The organism is Neobacillus sp. PS3-12, from assembly GCF_030915385.1.
In the GTDB taxonomy this organism is placed as follows: Bacteria; Bacillota; Bacilli; order Bacillales; family Cytobacillaceae; genus JAEVLT01.
On the sequence record NZ_CP133268.1, the window covers coordinates 631,918 to 646,094 of the forward strand.

The window sequence follows — 14,177 nt, forward strand, 5'->3', positions numbered from 1 at the left end:
AAATAATGGTAATCCATCAACTCATTCCCTATTTTTCGAGCACCAATGATGGAGAGCTTGTTTTTAGCTTGTTTATTTTATTAACTTATCTTTTGAATATCATAAACCCGCCCTATAAACAGTGCAATAAGAATTTTATCGCTAATTTTTTCTTTTTTCTTGTTTTGATCAAATATTTTAGTGAATGTTGTAAAAAAATAATAGAGAAAATTTTCATAAAAACAACGAAATCCTCACAAATACCGATGCATAGAAAGAAGGAACAATCTTGCCAAAAGCACAACCCGATTTTACGAAAAGTCCATATTTTGTCGATGAACCAGGAAATTGGCATTTAAGGGAAGGCGCTCCCCAAAAACTGCAAAAAGAATTGCAGCAATACCTGGAGTCACTCACAGAGATAGATGACTCAGGTACAATCAATGGTAATACAATTGATTTCCCACACAATAGATAAAAAGTGGCCTTCAAAGAGGGCCACTTTCCGTATGATACTTTAAAAAACTTCTAACCTTTTTTGTGAATGCTGAGGATACTTCCCAACAGTATGGATAGCTGAAATAATTCGCTTATTAATCCATTTTCGGTTTTCCACAGTATTTAGCATTTCAAAAATATGCGTTCTGCCTTCCTTTGTTGTTACATAATGGCATGGCAGTGTATTTAAACTTAATGAAATAATATCACTTCTGCATTTAGGGCAATGACAAAAAGTTTGATAATCGGGACTCATCATTAAAACTGTTACAAGTGTAGATACAATCTCTTCCATAACATTAATATATTCCTTATTCAAGGCTTTCCCTCTTTCATCAATACTACAAGTATTTTAACACACTAAAAACAAGATTTGTTTTACCCATTTGGAGAATTGATGAATGATTTCAAAGACCGTTACGAACAATAGTACTAGTATTGGATAAGGAGTGAATGAACATGAATGTTAATAGAGTACAGCAAATTCTCTCATCTTCTGCAGATATTGAGGTAAAATATAATGGCACTTCCATTTGGATTGACCAACTAAATGAAGATGGTAGGACCGCAAGGGTTCATTTAAGGAGCGGGAATCTTGGAGAAAGCACAATTGTCGAAATTAATCAACTTGTAGAAGAATAATGGCAGCAAGAAAGGCAGGAACGATATCCTGCCTTATATCATGTCTTCATTTTCTTTGGATATTTCACTTGGTTGAGGCTGTTCATTTTGTTCAATGCTTTCTAAAATCTTTCTATGATAACGCCCTTGGTCTTTTCCTGCCCCAGGAGCTACATTTCCAGCAGGCAATTGTTCAAGTTCTTTCCCTCTTGGCATTCATCAGTCACCCCTTTCTCAAATTAATTTACTCCAACAGCATTGAAATTAACCATCAAACCTCATTTGCTTCTAAATGTAAGAACTTTCGTATTTTGTTAACCGATCATAATTTTACCTTTAGGATATCGGAAGGCATCTGGATTACGGCGGACAGTGACTGCATAAGCAATTGTTAGCGGCCCCACCCTGCCTGCAAACATTGATAAGATAATTAAAGCCTTGCCAACAGAAGATAAATGTGGTGTTAATCCCATCGAAAGTCCAACAGTTGCAAAAGCGGATGTCGATTCAAACAATATCATAAGGAAGTTTTTTCCGTGTTCAGTAATGGTTAAAATCATCGTTACAAATAACACAACAAACACACCAGCCAACGTAACCGTTAAAGCCTTATAAATGGTTTCATACACAATACGCTGCCTGAAAAAAATCACATCTTCTTTACCTCGAATTTGGGACCAAACTGCCCCAACCAACGTGGTAAAAGTTGTCGTTTTTATTCCGCTCCTGCTGAACCAGGAGATGCACCAATAAACATTAATATGATTGTCAATAACAATGAAGATTGTGTCATATCACCAATATTGATTGTATTTGAACCTGCAGTTCTAGGGGTTACGGATTGGTAGATCGAGGCTAAAATTTTCCCAGTCAAAGATAGTGGCTTTAATGTTTTGGGGTTAGAAAATTCCAAAACATATATGCCAATGGTCCCAGTGATCAATAATACTAGACTGGTGACTAGGACCACTTTGGTATGTAAAGATAGTCTGCGAACCTTTTTATACTCAAAAATGTCATTCATAACAATAAAACCGATTCCCCCTAGGATAATTAACGAACAAATCGTCAGGGTAACTGTAGGATCTACCACATAATCCGTCAGACTATGGAATTCCCCCATCAAATCAAATCCAGCATTATTAAAATTTGAAATAGAATGAAAAATCCCATAGTAAATTGCTTTTCCTAACGGCATATCGAAAGAGAAGCGGATTGAAAGCAATATGGCTCCAATTAATTCAATCACTGCTGTAAAAATTAATATCCTTCTCGCTAACCTTACAATCCCCTCCATCGATAAATTGTTAAGTGATTCTTGAAGCAATAATCTTTCTTTAAGAGAAATCCTTTTTCTGACTAAAAGCGCAAATAAAGTAGCAAATGTCATAAACCCGAGACCGCCTATTTGGATCAGGCACAAAATGACTAACTGTCCAAAAAGTGTAAAAGCCGTCCCCGTGTCCACCACCACTAATCCAGTCACACAAGTAGCGGAAGTTGATGTAAACAAAGCATTTAAAAAAGATAACCCCTTACCGTCCGTTGTAGCAACAGGCATTGTCAAGAGAATAGCACCTATAAGGATAATTCCCCCAAAACCTAAAACAAGGACTTGCGGGGGAGCAAAGTAAAATTTTTTCCTCACATTACATCCTCCTAACGAATTTTTATTTTTCTACAACAAATAACGGAAATATATATAGATAGATGAAATTAAGATAGAAATAATCATTAATGGAAAACCAACCACTAAAAACTTCATAAAAGAAATATGATAACCGTTTTTTGCAGCTAAACCTGCAACAACTAAGTTTGCACTCGCTCCGATTAATGTTCCATTTCCACCCAAACAAGCTCCAAGAGATAAACTCCACCAGAGTGGATCAAGATTTTGGATCCCTAAATGCCCCATTTCTTTAATAAGGGGAATCATGGTTGCAACAAATGGAATATTATCAACAAATGCTGATATGAGCGCACTCATCCATAAGACTAGAAATGTGGATGAAGTTAATTCTCCCCCAGTTAGCCTGATCGCTTTTTTTGCTAATGCTTCGATTAAGCCGGTTTCAACTAAACCGCCGACAATCACAAATAACCCAATGAAAAAGAAAAGAGTGGTCCATTCTACCTTTTCAAGTGCATGAACCAAATATTTATCACCGGTTAACAGAAGCAGCAGAAAAGCTCCAATTAGCGCAATGGTAGCTGTTTCAACATGAAGTAATTGGTGAATAAAAAATCCTAGTAATGTCAGCGAAATAATGAATAAACATTTGCGTAATAAAACCTGATCCTGAAGTTCCATATGTGCACTTTTTGCAAGTAAATGATCCTTTAGCTCATTGGTAGTTTTTAATTTTTTTCTGTAAATAAACGCCAAAATAAGAACTGTCACAATTAAGATAACAAAATTTATTAGTGCCAGGTTATCGATAAATGATAAAAAAGTCAGTTCTTTAACTGCACTACCAATCATTAAATTAGGCGGGTCGCCAATCATCGTAGCCGTACCGCCAATATTTGAAGCAAAGATTTCCGACAGCAAAAATGGAATAGGCGGAACCTTTAATTGGTATGTAATACTAAATGTTACTGGAACAACCAACAAAACGGTTGTAACATTATCTAAAAATGCTGAAGCAAGAGCGGTAAACAAGCTTAAAGCAATTAAGATTTTAATAGGGCTTCCTTTTACTTTCTGTGCTGACCAAACAGCAATAAACTCAAATACACCAGTTTGTGCCGTGATGCCCACGAGAATCATCATCCCCACTAACAAACCAATTGTATTAAAATCAATATATTGTACGGCTTGTTTTTGATCCAAAATACCGAACCCAACCATTAAAAGTCCGCCAAGCATAGCAATTGTCGTTCGATGGATCTGTTCTGAAATTATCATCGCATAAGTAAATAAAAATATTATTAGTGCGATTAAGCTTTGAGTCTCCATAAAAACTTCCTCCTATAATTCATACATGAGTTTTATTAATTAATAAAAGTAGGTATCAATTAATAAAATTTTTTATTAAAATGAATTATAAGGAAAATATACTACTCATTACACATTATGTAAACTTTGCCATTGTATACAAATACCTTCCAACTTCTGCATGGATTATATCTTTGCCCCTTCATATTTTTTCTATTTTAATGATTGTTACACAATTTTATTACCAAAATTTTTATAAATGTGAACTTATTCACAGTAATATTTTTGTTAAAAATCTATAATACTCAGAAGAAACTCTCATAATAAGTATGAAAACTTCACCTTTGGGTTAAAAAGTAAAACATATTATCTTAAAACGAGGGGGACATGAATGAATCACGGAGCAAAACATTTAATTATTCAAACTGCTAGTTTAATTGCAGGATTTATGGTATGGGTTCTTATTTCTTCATTAATGCCATACATACACACTGATATTGAACTTACATCAACACAGCAAGCATGGGCAACTGCTGTACCCGTCATACTTGGTTCGATCCTGCGAGTACCGATCGGATACTGGACAAATAAATTGGGGGCACGAACTTTATTTTCGATAAGTTTTTTGGTTTTATTGCTCCCAATCGCGTTAATCAGCTATGCACATTCCTTTTTCATGTTAATTCTTGGCGGGTTTTTACTGGGAATTGGGGGTGCTGTTTTTTCAATTGGAGTCACATCCCTGCCAAAGTATTATCCAAAAGAGAAACATGGATTTATTAATGGAATTTATGGTGCAGGAAATATTGGAACCGCTATCACATCGTTTTCCGCACCAGTTTTGGCAAATACGATAGGTTGGAGATCAACAATTAAAATTTTTCTGTTAATTGTTCTCGTTTTTGCTATTATTAATTTCCTTTTTGGTGATAAAAAGGAACAAAAAGAAAATAACTCATTATCGGAGCAATTGAAAAGTGTTAATCGTAACCCTAAATTATGGTTATTAAGTCTTTTTTATTTTATTACCTTTGGATCGTTTGTTGCATTTACAATTTATTTACCTTCCTTTTTAGTTAATTATTTTAGTCTAAACAAAGTGGATGCCGGATTAAGAACGGCTGGATTCATTGCATTGGCGACGGTATTTAGACCCGTGGGTGGATGGTTAGGTGATAAAATGAACCCATTCCTTATTCTAATGGGTGTCTTTTTTGGTCTTACTTTTGCAGGATTTCTGCTTTCATTTACCCCTTCACTTCCAATTTATTCATTTGGTTGTTTACTCGTTGCATTTTGTGCAGGGATCGGCAACGGTGCTATTTTTAAATTAGTTCCTTTATATTTTTCGAAACAAGCTGGAATCGTAAATGGGATCGTGGCTGCAATGGGTGGACTCGGGGGGTTTTTCCCGCCGCTTATTCTAACAATTTTGTTCAATATTACAGGTCATTATGCGATTGGTTTTATGTCGTTATCAGAATTTTCGTTAGCAAGCCTGGTATTAGTTGTATGGTTATATTACCAAGATAAGTTAGATATCTCTGCAAAAATTATCGACTATACAGATGAAGGTATTTGTATTACAGATTCAAATGGAATCATTCAAAAAGTAAATCCGGCTTTCACAAAGATAACTGGTTATGAGGAAGAAGAGGTGGTCGGAAAAACACCAAGTGTTCTGCAATCGGGTGAACATGACCAGAATTATTATAAAGATATGTGGGATCAATTGCTCTCAAACGGAGTTTGGAGAGGTCCAATTTGGAACAAACGTAAAAATCAAGAGATCTACCAGGAGTGGCTAACAATAACTTCCATAAAAAACGAAGCTGGTGAAACCAAAAACTATGCTGGAATGTTTAAAGAAATGAATGTGATTGAAAAAGAATATGCGAATAAGGACAAACTTTAACCCCAAACTTGAGGGCCGAGCCGTGTAAATTCGGCTTATTTCCCTACAAAAAAACTGCCCGCCGGCAGTTTTTAGTTTAATATTTTAACAGTAAGTTCTTTTGCACCAAATTGGAGTGCATCACTTTCATTTTGCATATAAACATCAATCCTATTACCTTTAATAGCTCCCCCAGTATCGGCTGCAGTTGCTTCACCATATCCCTCGATATAGACTTTTGAACCTAGAGGGATGACTGATGGATCAACAGCAATGACTTTTTCATCTGGATTTGCCTTTAGATTCACACCAGTTTTTGTGATACCCGAGCAACCCTCACAGTCTGCAGTATATGCAGTAGCTTTAACCGTAATTTCCTTAGGTGCTGCACTTTGCGTATCTGCCTGTGCTGGTGCTGCCGGCGCCGATGTTTGTGCTGGTGCTGGTGCTGGTGTCGGTGCTAGCGCAGGTGCTGCTGGTGTCGGCGTTGGTACTTGTACAGCTGTAGGTGTTGACTCTGATGCAGGTGCTGCTGGTGTTGGTGCAGCCGCTTGTACGGCTGTTTCTGAACTGTTATTCACAGGTACTGTTGCATTTTCTTGATGGGTAATTGTATCAACAAGTGATGATGAACTCGCCGATTCAGGAACCTGGGAACCAGTCTGTGTTGGCGAAGTGGCCGTTGTGGAACCTTCTAGCGGTGTTTCTGTTGTACTAGCTGCCCCCTGCTTAACAGGTTCCATTTGACCAAGGGTAGCCGAATTATCAAAAATAACAAGGTTTAACCCTGGATGAACAAGATTTGTATATAAGTCATTCCATTCAATTAAGTTTTGCGCTGTTACATTATTTTCATTTGCAATACTAATTAATGTATCCCCTTGTTTAACAGTATAATGCTTCTTTTTTGCAATTTTTAAAATATCACCTTGCTGAATAAGTTCAGATGCAAGTTGATTCCAGCTCTTTATGTTTTCTATAGAAGCATTATGTACTTGTGATAGCTTCCAAAGTGTATCTCCTTTTTGGACAGTTACCTCTTTTGCCTGCACATTAGCACCAACTGTACCTGAGAGTGCAGCAACTGCAATAAGTGTTTTAATTGTTTTAAACATTTTTTACCTCCCATGTTCTCTTAGTTGCTAACCGTAATTATGATAACATGGAATTTGTCAATACAAAGAACAAGCATATTAAGTATCTTTTACGCGAATGGCAATTATATTACAATAATATTTCTATCGTGCTGAATATTCTGATATCCACGATTCTTCCTATTAATAAAAAACACGACCAAATGATCGTGTTTTTTATTTTTCTACTATTATATCTTTGTAATGGCGACTGCACATGCTTTAAATTCTGCTGTGCCCGATATCGGGTCATATTCGTTTAGAGTCAAGATATTCGTAGGTGTCTCACTCCAATGAAAACTCATAAACACCAAACCCGGCACAACTTGTTCCGTTACTTTAGCTTTTACGGTCAGTTCTCCCCTGCGGGAACTAACTTTTACAACCTCATGATCCTCTATTCCCAGCATTCTTGCATCCTCTGGATGAATGTCCACCGTTTCTTCCGTTTGTTTTATTTTTACTCCCGGAGCATAGTATCTTGTTTGGGAATGCGTATTGTAAGATTCGTATCTTCTTCCCGTCGTCAACATAAATGGATATTCTTCATCTGGTAACTCTAGTGGCGGAGTATAATCAACTGGGATAAATGGTGCTTTGTTTTGATCCAACATTTTTTTGTTTTGAAACCTTGTATGCATGATAAATGTTCCTGGATGATCCTCACTAGGGCATGGATAATGAAGACTATATTCCTTCTCTAATCGAGTATAAGATATACCTCCATACATCTCCCAAGCAATGGATTTTACTTCATCCCAAATTTCTTCACTGTTCTTATATTGCATTGGATAACCCATTAATGTGGATATGTCACAAAGAATCTCCCAATCCTCTTTCGTATTTGGGTTTGGCTCTACTGCACGTCTGACGCGTTGAATTCTGCGGTCCGTATTGGTATATGTTCCATCCACTTCTCCCCATGATTGTGCAGGGAGTACTACATCCGCAATTTCAGCCATTTCCGTAAAAAAGATATCCTGAACAATTAATAAATCTAGTTTCTCGAATAATTTCTTTGTATGGTTCATATGAACATCTGCAAGGATCGGGTTTTCACCAATCACATAAAGGGCTTTTATTTCACCCTCTTCGAGCCTGTCAAATGTTCTCGTTTGGGTGTCACCAACTTGTGGATTAAGTGTAACATTCCAAGCCTTTTCATAACGAGAGCGATATCCTGCATTCGTTATACTCATAGCACCTGCCAATTGGTTTGGTAGGCAGCCCATATCACCTGCACCTTGAACATTATTTTGTCCCCTTAGCGGCATAATGCCACTGCCTGGTTTTCCGATATTTTCAGTTAACAAAGCAAGATTGGCAATATCGAATACATTATTAACACCACAGTGATGCTCAGTTATTCCAAGTGTATAGGCAATCATTGCTTGACTTGCACTTGCGTACTCCCGTGCTGTCGCTTCGATTTCTTCCACATTTAACCCAGTTATGCTTGCAGCATAATCAGGTGTAAACGGTTCAACCTGCTTTACCAAAGCATCAAAATCAATGGTAAATTGATTGATAAACTCTGGATTATACAGATTTTCTTTTAAAATAATCCGAATTATGGCATTTATTAGAGCAATATCTGTCCCAATTTTTATTTGCAGGTGGCGATGTGCTACCTTTGTCATCTCAATCTTTCTAGGGTCGATCACGATAATTTTTAGACCTGCTTTAGCTGCCTTTTTCATCCGATTCGCGATAATCGGATGGGCTTCCGTTGTATTTGAACCCATTAACAAGAGTACTTCAGCTTTATCAATATCTTCCAACGTATTCGTTGGGAAACCGCTTCCAAACACAGTTGCCAGACCGGCAACACTTGGAGCGTGTCACGTTCGGTTACATCCGTCAATATTATTACTTCCAATCGCTGTCCTCATAAATTTTTGAGTAATATAATTGGATTCATTTGTTGTTCTTGAACAAGCAAACATTGAGATAGCATCAGGTCCCCATAGTGTTTTAATCGCATTTAGTTTATCGGCAATAAATTGGTAGACCTCTTCCCACGAAGCATTAACAAGTTGTCCGTTTTTACGAATCATTGGTGAATTTAATCTTTTTTTAGCATGAACGTATTCATAGGCAAATGCCCCTTTAACACATGTTTGCCCTTTATTAACGGGTGCTTCTTTATCACCACGGATTTTCATTATTTTGTTATTTTGGACTTCGAGAATAAGTCCACATCCGGTGCCGCAATAACCACAAACCGTTTTGACAAAACTTGTTTCTGCCATTCGTCTGCCTCCTCTTTTCACAGCATCAACTACTACATATATAATATAGGAATCTACTTAAAGTTAAAACTTTAATTTTTTATAATAACGTTATTAACGTAAAAAAGAGCAAAGATAATCTTTACTCTTTTTTGTTACGCAGTTCTAGCTGGAAGAAAAATATTAAACGTTGTTCCTTTGTTCGGTTCGCTTTCAATAAACACCTTTCCATTATGGCTTTCAATGATTTTGAAACTAACCATAAGACCAAGACCATTCCCATTTTTCTTTGTAGTAAAAAATGGCTCTCCCAGTTTTTTCAATTTATCTTCAGGAATTCCAACACCGGTATCTTGGATGGATATTTGAACGTTGTTATCCTTAATAAACGTCCTAACATATAAATCACCGCCATTAGGCATCGCTTCAATTCCATTTTTAATAAAGTTTAAAAATACCTGCTTTAGCCTGTTTTCATCACATTCAATTTGAATAATCTCAGCTTCACATTCAAGATGGAGCCGAACATGCCTTTTACGTGCCTCAAATTCAAGCAGTGACACAACATTCTTAATAACTGGAATAACATTTTTCTCTTCTAATTCTACGGCCTTTGGTTTTGCAAGAACCATAAAATCTTCGACAATCATGTTTACTCGTTCAATTTCATCAAGAATGATACTTAAAAATTCCAAGCGCTCAGGATCTTTTTCATCCAATTGTAAAAATTCGGTATAACCTTTCATTGATGTAAGAGGATTCCGAATTTCATGGGCTACTCCAGCTGCCAGCTGTCCTACAGCAGCGAGCTTGTCTTGTTGGTGTAGGATCTCTTCAGTCCGTTTCCGCTCCGTAATGTCATTACGAATCGCAAGAAACTGATATGGTTTCCCTTTTTCATCAATAAACGGGACAATCGTGGTATCTACCCAATAAAGTGATCCATCTTTTGCTTTATTACGTATTTCACCTTTCCAAACATTCCCCGTCAAAATTGTTTTCCAAAGGTTCTGGAAAAACTCTCTTGAGTGATAGCCTGAATTTAAGATACCGTGACTTTTTCCAATAAGCTCTTCACGGTTATATTTTGATATTTCACAGAACTTATCATTTGCACTTGTAATGATACCTCTTGCATCAGTAAAAGCAACGATAGAGGACTGGTCAAGTGCGAATTTAATATCAAGATTTTCTTTCAATGTTTCTTTTAAATGATCCTCGGCCCTTTTTCGATCTGAGATATCTGTTCTAATGGCCACGTACTGATAAGGCTTTTCATTGGCGTTTAGAAAAGGGACAATCGTGGTATCCACCCAATACAATGAGCCATCTTTTGATCGGTTACAAATTTCTCCATTCCATACCTTACCATTGCCAATAGTTCTCCACAAATCCTGAAAGAATTCCCTTGAATGGTATCCTGAATTTAATATTCGATGATCCTGGCCCATTAGCTCTTCACGACTATATTTTGATATTTCACAGAATTTATCATTAACACTTGTAATAATTCCCTTTTGATCTGTAATAGCCACAATCGATGATTGGTCAAGAGCAAAGTTAATATCTTGGATTTCCTTAATTGAATGGGAAAGATTTGTATCAGATACCTCTAATTTCTTGCTAATAATGACACTTGAGCCAATTAGGCCGACCAAAATTAGAATCGAAACAAATAAAACAAGGTAAATAATAAATGTACTAACAGAACCTTGTTCTTTTCCAATATTATTTGATAGCGCTAATTGTACTGCACGATTTAAAATAAAGTGCCCTTCTACAATCGCAGCAGTAACAATGATTGCGCTGATAGGCTTACGCCAGACTTGGTTCCCTTGAGCAAAGCTTTTCGAAGAAAAGAGGATCCATAAAGAAAAGAGGAAAGAGCCAAAGATTAAAATAGCAGAAACGAGTAATAAGGCAACATTATTATTAAAATTCAGGTTCATCGCAAAAGTACTAATAATATGAACAGATATTACAGCTAGCGTTAATAAAAAACTTGCGAAAAGTAATTGATAATTTTTTACCGCCTTTCCAATAAGGGTAAAAAATGCCATCCCCGTAAATGCAATTCCAATAAAGATCGATAAAATTGTCATTGGGATTTGGTATTGCCTAAAACGGTTAACATCAACGGCAATTAATCCTACAAAATTCATGATCCAAATTCCAATGCCTAAAGAAATCGTACCGCCTAAAAACAAAATGGTTTTATTTGAATCGGAAGTTTTAACAAAGGTGAACATATCCAATGCTGTATATGATGCTGCGATCGTTAATCCAATTGCAATCAAGATGATAATAGGATGATAAGTATTCGTGATTTCGATCATTTTCGAGCATCCCCCAATATCTCTACATATTTCTACTATGATTGTAATGTAAACTATGGTATTAGGGAAGAAAAATATTTTAATTTATGGTTAGATCGTCCCGAGCTAAATAGATTCATTACAAACAAAACAGGAACATTTGGCCAAATTTAATTTTTTTTAAAAAAAGCCTACACAAATTAAACTTTTTTGTTTATACTGTACTATAACACGACGGATTAAAATTATCTGTTTTAAAAAAGGAGGAGTTTAAAATGTTATTGAATCCAATTGAATTTTTCCGAAACTTACCAACAAAAATGTGTCCCGAATGTGGTCAGCAAATCGAAGAACAGGCAGAATCCTACATGATGGAATGTGATCAATGCTTGGCTAAAAAAATTGACTAAAGTAATTTTATATTTTCTGTACTATAACAAAATGATTTTAAATATACTGTACTATTAAAGGAGGCGGTTCAATTGATGAGTCCAGTTGAATTTTTTCGTAATCTACCAAAGAAGGTTTGTCCTGAATGTGGTCAGCAAATGGAGGAACAAGCAGAATCTTATATGACCGAATGTGAACGTTGCCTTTCAAAAAAAGAGGAATAATTTTCATCCCGTCTGCAGTACAACGGTAAATTATTATTTTTTCTGTTCTATCAAAAAGGAGGCGATATAAATGAAATCAATTGATCTTATTAATACGACGCCAAGAAAGGTTTGTCCTGAATGTGGTCAGCACATGGAGGAACAAGTTGAATCCTATATGTACGAATGTGAACGCTGTCTTGCTAAAAAAGAAGAATAGGATGTAAACTCCCAAATTAATTGGGAGTTTTTTAATTTGTTAACAATCTCCATGGATAGCATTTTTCTCTATTGTAAATGCTTTAAAAAAGGAGATGACTTAATGCCTAAAAAAGAAGAATACCTTACTAATGCTCCTAAAAAAGTCCAAGTTACCATTAATAACGGAAGCATATTTTCAAATCAAAAAAACGTACCTGGAGATTCCGTTGATCAACATGAGTCTTTAGAGGAAGCGAACACGATTATAAGCGGGGATGAAATCCGCCAGCAAAATGAAAATCTATAAGGATGGTTTTATAATGGAAAGGATTGAAGTAAAGAATCTTAACCCTGGGGATGAAGTGTTTGTGATTTATCGTAATCCACATATACCGTCGGTATCGAACATAAAAGCTGCAGAAATTGTTCAACATCCAAAGGACCCAAACCAATTAGCCCTTTTTATTAATGATACCTTTCATGTTATTGAGGATGATGATGCATTTTTCCATTCTGCCGAGGATGCGGAAAAAGCTTATGAGGAAATATATAAATTTGATTAAAAATGGAAAGGCTGCCAAGTTTCAGCAGCCCTATACTCTTTATATTTGTGGCAGTTCTCTAAACTCTTGGACTGTTTGATTACCACACATTGGACAGAGTAAATCATCTGTTGCAAATTCTTTTCTCATCCAGCCATTACAAGTTTCATCAGTACAGGAAAATACTTCTGTATTAACTAGTATATTTTCAATTTTCTCTTCGGTGTTTCTTTTACCATAAAATATAGGAAACGCCTCCTTTTTTATCCACCTTTTTAGTATGCGTAAAATTTGCCCATTTATTAAAAAAAGGACTAATAAATTAGCTATGTTATACAAAACGAGGTGAATGAAATGACAAATTACAATCACAACAAAAAATATACAGTTGTTGGAACCGATATTGATGAAGTGAAAAGAATGAATAAGCAATCGGGTGCCAGCTACAATGAAGTGAAAGATTATTTAGCTCTTCATTACTTTTATAAAAATAACAATGATTCTATTTGAACCATTGTTATTTTTAATTAATTTATCTGCTATTTTTGTTATATCCATCTCTGGATCGATATTGCTGGGGAGCTCGTGTTGGGTATCGTAAAGGAAAGCTAAACATATGAACCAGTTTTGTAAATGGAATGGCTGCAAATAAAATAAAGGAACAAATAACATGGACCTTAAAAAGGGTTGGAACTCCTAACATTAGGTCTGACCTTGGATTAAATGTAAATAGACTTCTGAACCATGGACCAATTGATAAACGATACTCATACTCACCAATAGTCGTATTATAGACAAGGGTCATAAAAGTTCCTAATCCCGCCACAAGTAACAACCAAACAATTGTAAAATAACCACCGCCTGTTGTGTGAGCACGAACTCGAGGAAAAGTAAATTTACGGATCAAAATAACGATCAAACCAATCACAACCATTAAACCAGCCACTCCACCACCTGCAATAGCAAAGAAATGATAGGTTTGGTCCTTAATTCCCATTGCATTATAAACCTCAAGTGGAATCAAAACCCCCATAATGTGTCCAATAAAAGCAAATACAATCCCATAATGGAATACCACCAATCCAATCCTTAACCACTTCTTTTCAAAAATTTCCGTCGAAGGGGCTGTCCAGCTTTTTCCGCGAAAAACAAACCGGTAGAAGGTAGCAATAACTAAAATAGTTCCACAAATATAAGGAAAAATAGTCCACCAAAAAATAATCTCCATTATT

Annotated in this window: 17 protein-coding genes and 1 pseudogene; 9 read left to right on the forward strand and 9 right to left on the reverse strand. The window is 36.0% G+C overall.

Annotated elements, in window-relative coordinates; genetic code table 11:
* Positions 1 to 268: 268 nt before the first annotated feature.
* Positions 269 to 457 carry a hypothetical protein gene (locus RCG17_RS03200; protein ID WP_308173832.1) on the forward strand — a complete coding sequence of 63 codons (189 nt, stop codon included), beginning with the start codon at positions 269 to 271 and terminating at the stop codon, positions 455 to 457.
* 39 nt (positions 458 to 496) lie between these two features.
* Here RCG17_RS03200 and RCG17_RS03205 read toward each other — a convergent pair whose 3' ends face one another.
* Complete coding sequence (locus tag RCG17_RS03205; RefSeq protein ID WP_308173833.1) at positions 497 to 796, reverse strand: late competence development ComFB family protein; 300 nt, start codon at positions 794 to 796, stop codon at positions 497 to 499.
* Between the two features lie 140 nt (positions 797 to 936).
* Between RCG17_RS03205 and RCG17_RS03210 the strand changes: the two genes are divergently transcribed.
* A complete protein-coding gene (locus RCG17_RS03210) occupies positions 937 to 1,119 on the forward strand; it encodes an H-type small acid-soluble spore protein (RefSeq protein WP_308173834.1) in 183 nt (60 codons plus the stop codon).
* 33 nt (positions 1,120 to 1,152) lie between these two features.
* Here RCG17_RS03210 and RCG17_RS03215 read toward each other — a convergent pair whose 3' ends face one another.
* The 3 genes and pseudogenes from RCG17_RS03215 to RCG17_RS03225 form a co-directional block, all read right to left on the reverse strand.
* On the reverse strand, positions 1,153 to 1,314 hold the full coding sequence (locus RCG17_RS03215) for a hypothetical protein (protein WP_308173835.1): 162 nt from the start codon (positions 1,312 to 1,314) through the stop codon (positions 1,153 to 1,155).
* A gap of 98 nt (positions 1,315 to 1,412) precedes the next feature.
* Positions 1,413 to 2,659 (reverse strand): annotated as a pseudogene (locus RCG17_RS03220) (TrkH family potassium uptake protein).
* A 117-nt stretch (positions 2,660 to 2,776) separates the two neighbouring features.
* Positions 2,777 to 4,057: an ArsB/NhaD family transporter gene (locus RCG17_RS03225; RefSeq protein ID WP_308173836.1), complete on the reverse strand. Its 1,281-nt coding sequence runs from the start codon at positions 4,055 to 4,057 to the stop codon at positions 2,777 to 2,779.
* Positions 4,058 to 4,427: 370 nt separating this feature from the next.
* On the opposite strand from RCG17_RS03225, the gene RCG17_RS03230 reads away from it, so the two are divergent.
* On the forward strand, positions 4,428 to 5,951 hold the full coding sequence (locus tag RCG17_RS03230; RefSeq protein ID WP_308173837.1) for an MFS transporter: 1,524 nt from the start codon (positions 4,428 to 4,430) through the stop codon (positions 5,949 to 5,951).
* 71 nt (positions 5,952 to 6,022) lie between these two features.
* Here RCG17_RS03230 and RCG17_RS03235 read toward each other — a convergent pair whose 3' ends face one another.
* From RCG17_RS03235 to RCG17_RS03245, 3 genes are all read right to left on the reverse strand, one after another.
* Positions 6,023 to 7,045 carry a LysM peptidoglycan-binding and 3D domain-containing protein gene (locus RCG17_RS03235; RefSeq protein ID WP_308173838.1) on the reverse strand — a complete coding sequence of 341 codons (1,023 nt, stop codon included), beginning with the start codon at positions 7,043 to 7,045 and terminating at the stop codon, positions 6,023 to 6,025.
* 209 nt (positions 7,046 to 7,254) lie between these two features.
* Positions 7,255 to 9,315, reverse strand: a complete 2,061-nt coding sequence (fdhF, locus tag RCG17_RS03240) for a formate dehydrogenase subunit alpha (protein ID WP_308173839.1) — start codon at positions 9,313 to 9,315, stop codon at positions 7,255 to 7,257.
* Positions 9,316 to 9,449: 134 nt separating this feature from the next.
* Positions 9,450 to 11,630: a PAS domain S-box protein gene (locus RCG17_RS03245; RefSeq protein ID WP_308173840.1), complete on the reverse strand. Its 2,181-nt coding sequence runs from the start codon at positions 11,628 to 11,630 to the stop codon at positions 9,450 to 9,452.
* Between the two features lie 254 nt (positions 11,631 to 11,884).
* Here RCG17_RS03245 and yhfH (RCG17_RS03250) point away from each other — a divergent pair, with 254 nt between their 5' ends.
* From yhfH (RCG17_RS03250) to RCG17_RS03270, 5 genes are all read left to right on the forward strand, one after another.
* A complete protein-coding gene (gene yhfH / locus RCG17_RS03250; protein WP_308173841.1) occupies positions 11,885 to 12,019 on the forward strand; it encodes a protein YhfH in 135 nt (44 codons plus the stop codon).
* A 75-nt stretch (positions 12,020 to 12,094) separates the two neighbouring features.
* Positions 12,095 to 12,223: a protein YhfH gene (yhfH, locus tag RCG17_RS03255; protein ID WP_308173842.1), complete on the forward strand. Its 129-nt coding sequence runs from the start codon at positions 12,095 to 12,097 to the stop codon at positions 12,221 to 12,223.
* Positions 12,224 to 12,293: 70 nt separating this feature from the next.
* On the forward strand, positions 12,294 to 12,422 hold the full coding sequence (yhfH, locus tag RCG17_RS03260; RefSeq protein ID WP_308173843.1) for a protein YhfH: 129 nt from the start codon (positions 12,294 to 12,296) through the stop codon (positions 12,420 to 12,422).
* A 102-nt stretch (positions 12,423 to 12,524) separates the two neighbouring features.
* Positions 12,525 to 12,710 carry a hypothetical protein gene (locus RCG17_RS03265; protein WP_308173844.1) on the forward strand — a complete coding sequence of 62 codons (186 nt, stop codon included), beginning with the start codon at positions 12,525 to 12,527 and terminating at the stop codon, positions 12,708 to 12,710.
* A 13-nt stretch (positions 12,711 to 12,723) separates the two neighbouring features.
* Positions 12,724 to 12,966, forward strand: a complete 243-nt coding sequence (locus RCG17_RS03270; RefSeq protein WP_308173845.1) for a transcriptional regulator SplA domain-containing protein — start codon at positions 12,724 to 12,726, stop codon at positions 12,964 to 12,966.
* Between the two features lie 39 nt (positions 12,967 to 13,005).
* Here the strand turns inward: RCG17_RS03270 and RCG17_RS28225 are convergent, their stop codons facing one another.
* Complete coding sequence (locus RCG17_RS28225) at positions 13,006 to 13,317, reverse strand: cold-inducible protein YdjO-related protein (RefSeq protein ID WP_374120893.1); 312 nt, start codon at positions 13,315 to 13,317, stop codon at positions 13,006 to 13,008.
* On the opposite strand from RCG17_RS28225, the gene RCG17_RS03280 reads away from it, so the two are divergent.
* Positions 13,300 to 13,455, forward strand: a complete 156-nt coding sequence (locus RCG17_RS03280) for a hypothetical protein (protein ID WP_308173846.1) — start codon at positions 13,300 to 13,302, stop codon at positions 13,453 to 13,455. The two genes, RCG17_RS28225 and RCG17_RS03280, sit on opposite strands and share 18 nt — an antisense overlap.
* A 22-nt stretch (positions 13,456 to 13,477) precedes the next feature.
* On the opposite strand, the gene narI is transcribed toward RCG17_RS03280, so the two are convergent.
* Positions 13,478 to 14,173 carry a respiratory nitrate reductase subunit gamma gene (gene narI, locus RCG17_RS03285; RefSeq protein WP_308173847.1) on the reverse strand — a complete coding sequence of 232 codons (696 nt, stop codon included), beginning with the start codon at positions 14,171 to 14,173 and terminating at the stop codon, positions 13,478 to 13,480.
* Positions 14,174 to 14,177 lie beyond the last annotated feature (4 nt).

Bases quoted from the DNA above. Each gene is read 5' to 3' on its own strand.
- RCG17_RS03210 (WP_308173834.1), top strand. From the start codon at position 937: ATGAATGTTAATAGAGTACAGCAAATTCTCTCATCTTCTGCAGATATT.
- RCG17_RS03215 (WP_308173835.1), bottom strand. From the start codon at position 1,314: ATGCCAAGAGGGAAAGAACTTGAACAATTGCCTGCTGGAAATGTAGCT.
- RCG17_RS03225 (WP_308173836.1), bottom strand. From the start codon at position 4,057: ATGGAGACTCAAAGCTTAATCGCACTAATAATATTTTTATTTACTTAT.
- RCG17_RS03230 (WP_308173837.1), top strand. From the start codon at position 4,428: ATGAATCACGGAGCAAAACATTTAATTATTCAAACTGCTAGTTTAATT.
- RCG17_RS03235 (WP_308173838.1), bottom strand. From the start codon at position 7,045: ATGTTTAAAACAATTAAAACACTTATTGCAGTTGCTGCACTCTCAGGT.
- RCG17_RS03245 (WP_308173840.1), bottom strand. From the start codon at position 11,630: ATGATCGAAATCACGAATACTTATCATCCTATTATCATCTTGATTGCA.
- yhfH (WP_308173841.1), top strand. From the start codon at position 11,885: ATGTTATTGAATCCAATTGAATTTTTCCGAAACTTACCAACAAAAATG.
- yhfH (WP_308173842.1), top strand. From the start codon at position 12,095: ATGAGTCCAGTTGAATTTTTTCGTAATCTACCAAAGAAGGTTTGTCCT.
- yhfH (WP_308173843.1), top strand. From the start codon at position 12,294: ATGAAATCAATTGATCTTATTAATACGACGCCAAGAAAGGTTTGTCCT.
- RCG17_RS03265 (WP_308173844.1), top strand. From the start codon at position 12,525: ATGCCTAAAAAAGAAGAATACCTTACTAATGCTCCTAAAAAAGTCCAA.
- RCG17_RS03270 (WP_308173845.1), top strand. From the start codon at position 12,724: ATGGAAAGGATTGAAGTAAAGAATCTTAACCCTGGGGATGAAGTGTTT.
- RCG17_RS03280 (WP_308173846.1), top strand. From the start codon at position 13,300: ATGACAAATTACAATCACAACAAAAAATATACAGTTGTTGGAACCGAT.
- narI (WP_308173847.1), bottom strand. From the start codon at position 14,173: ATGGAGATTATTTTTTGGTGGACTATTTTTCCTTATATTTGTGGAACT.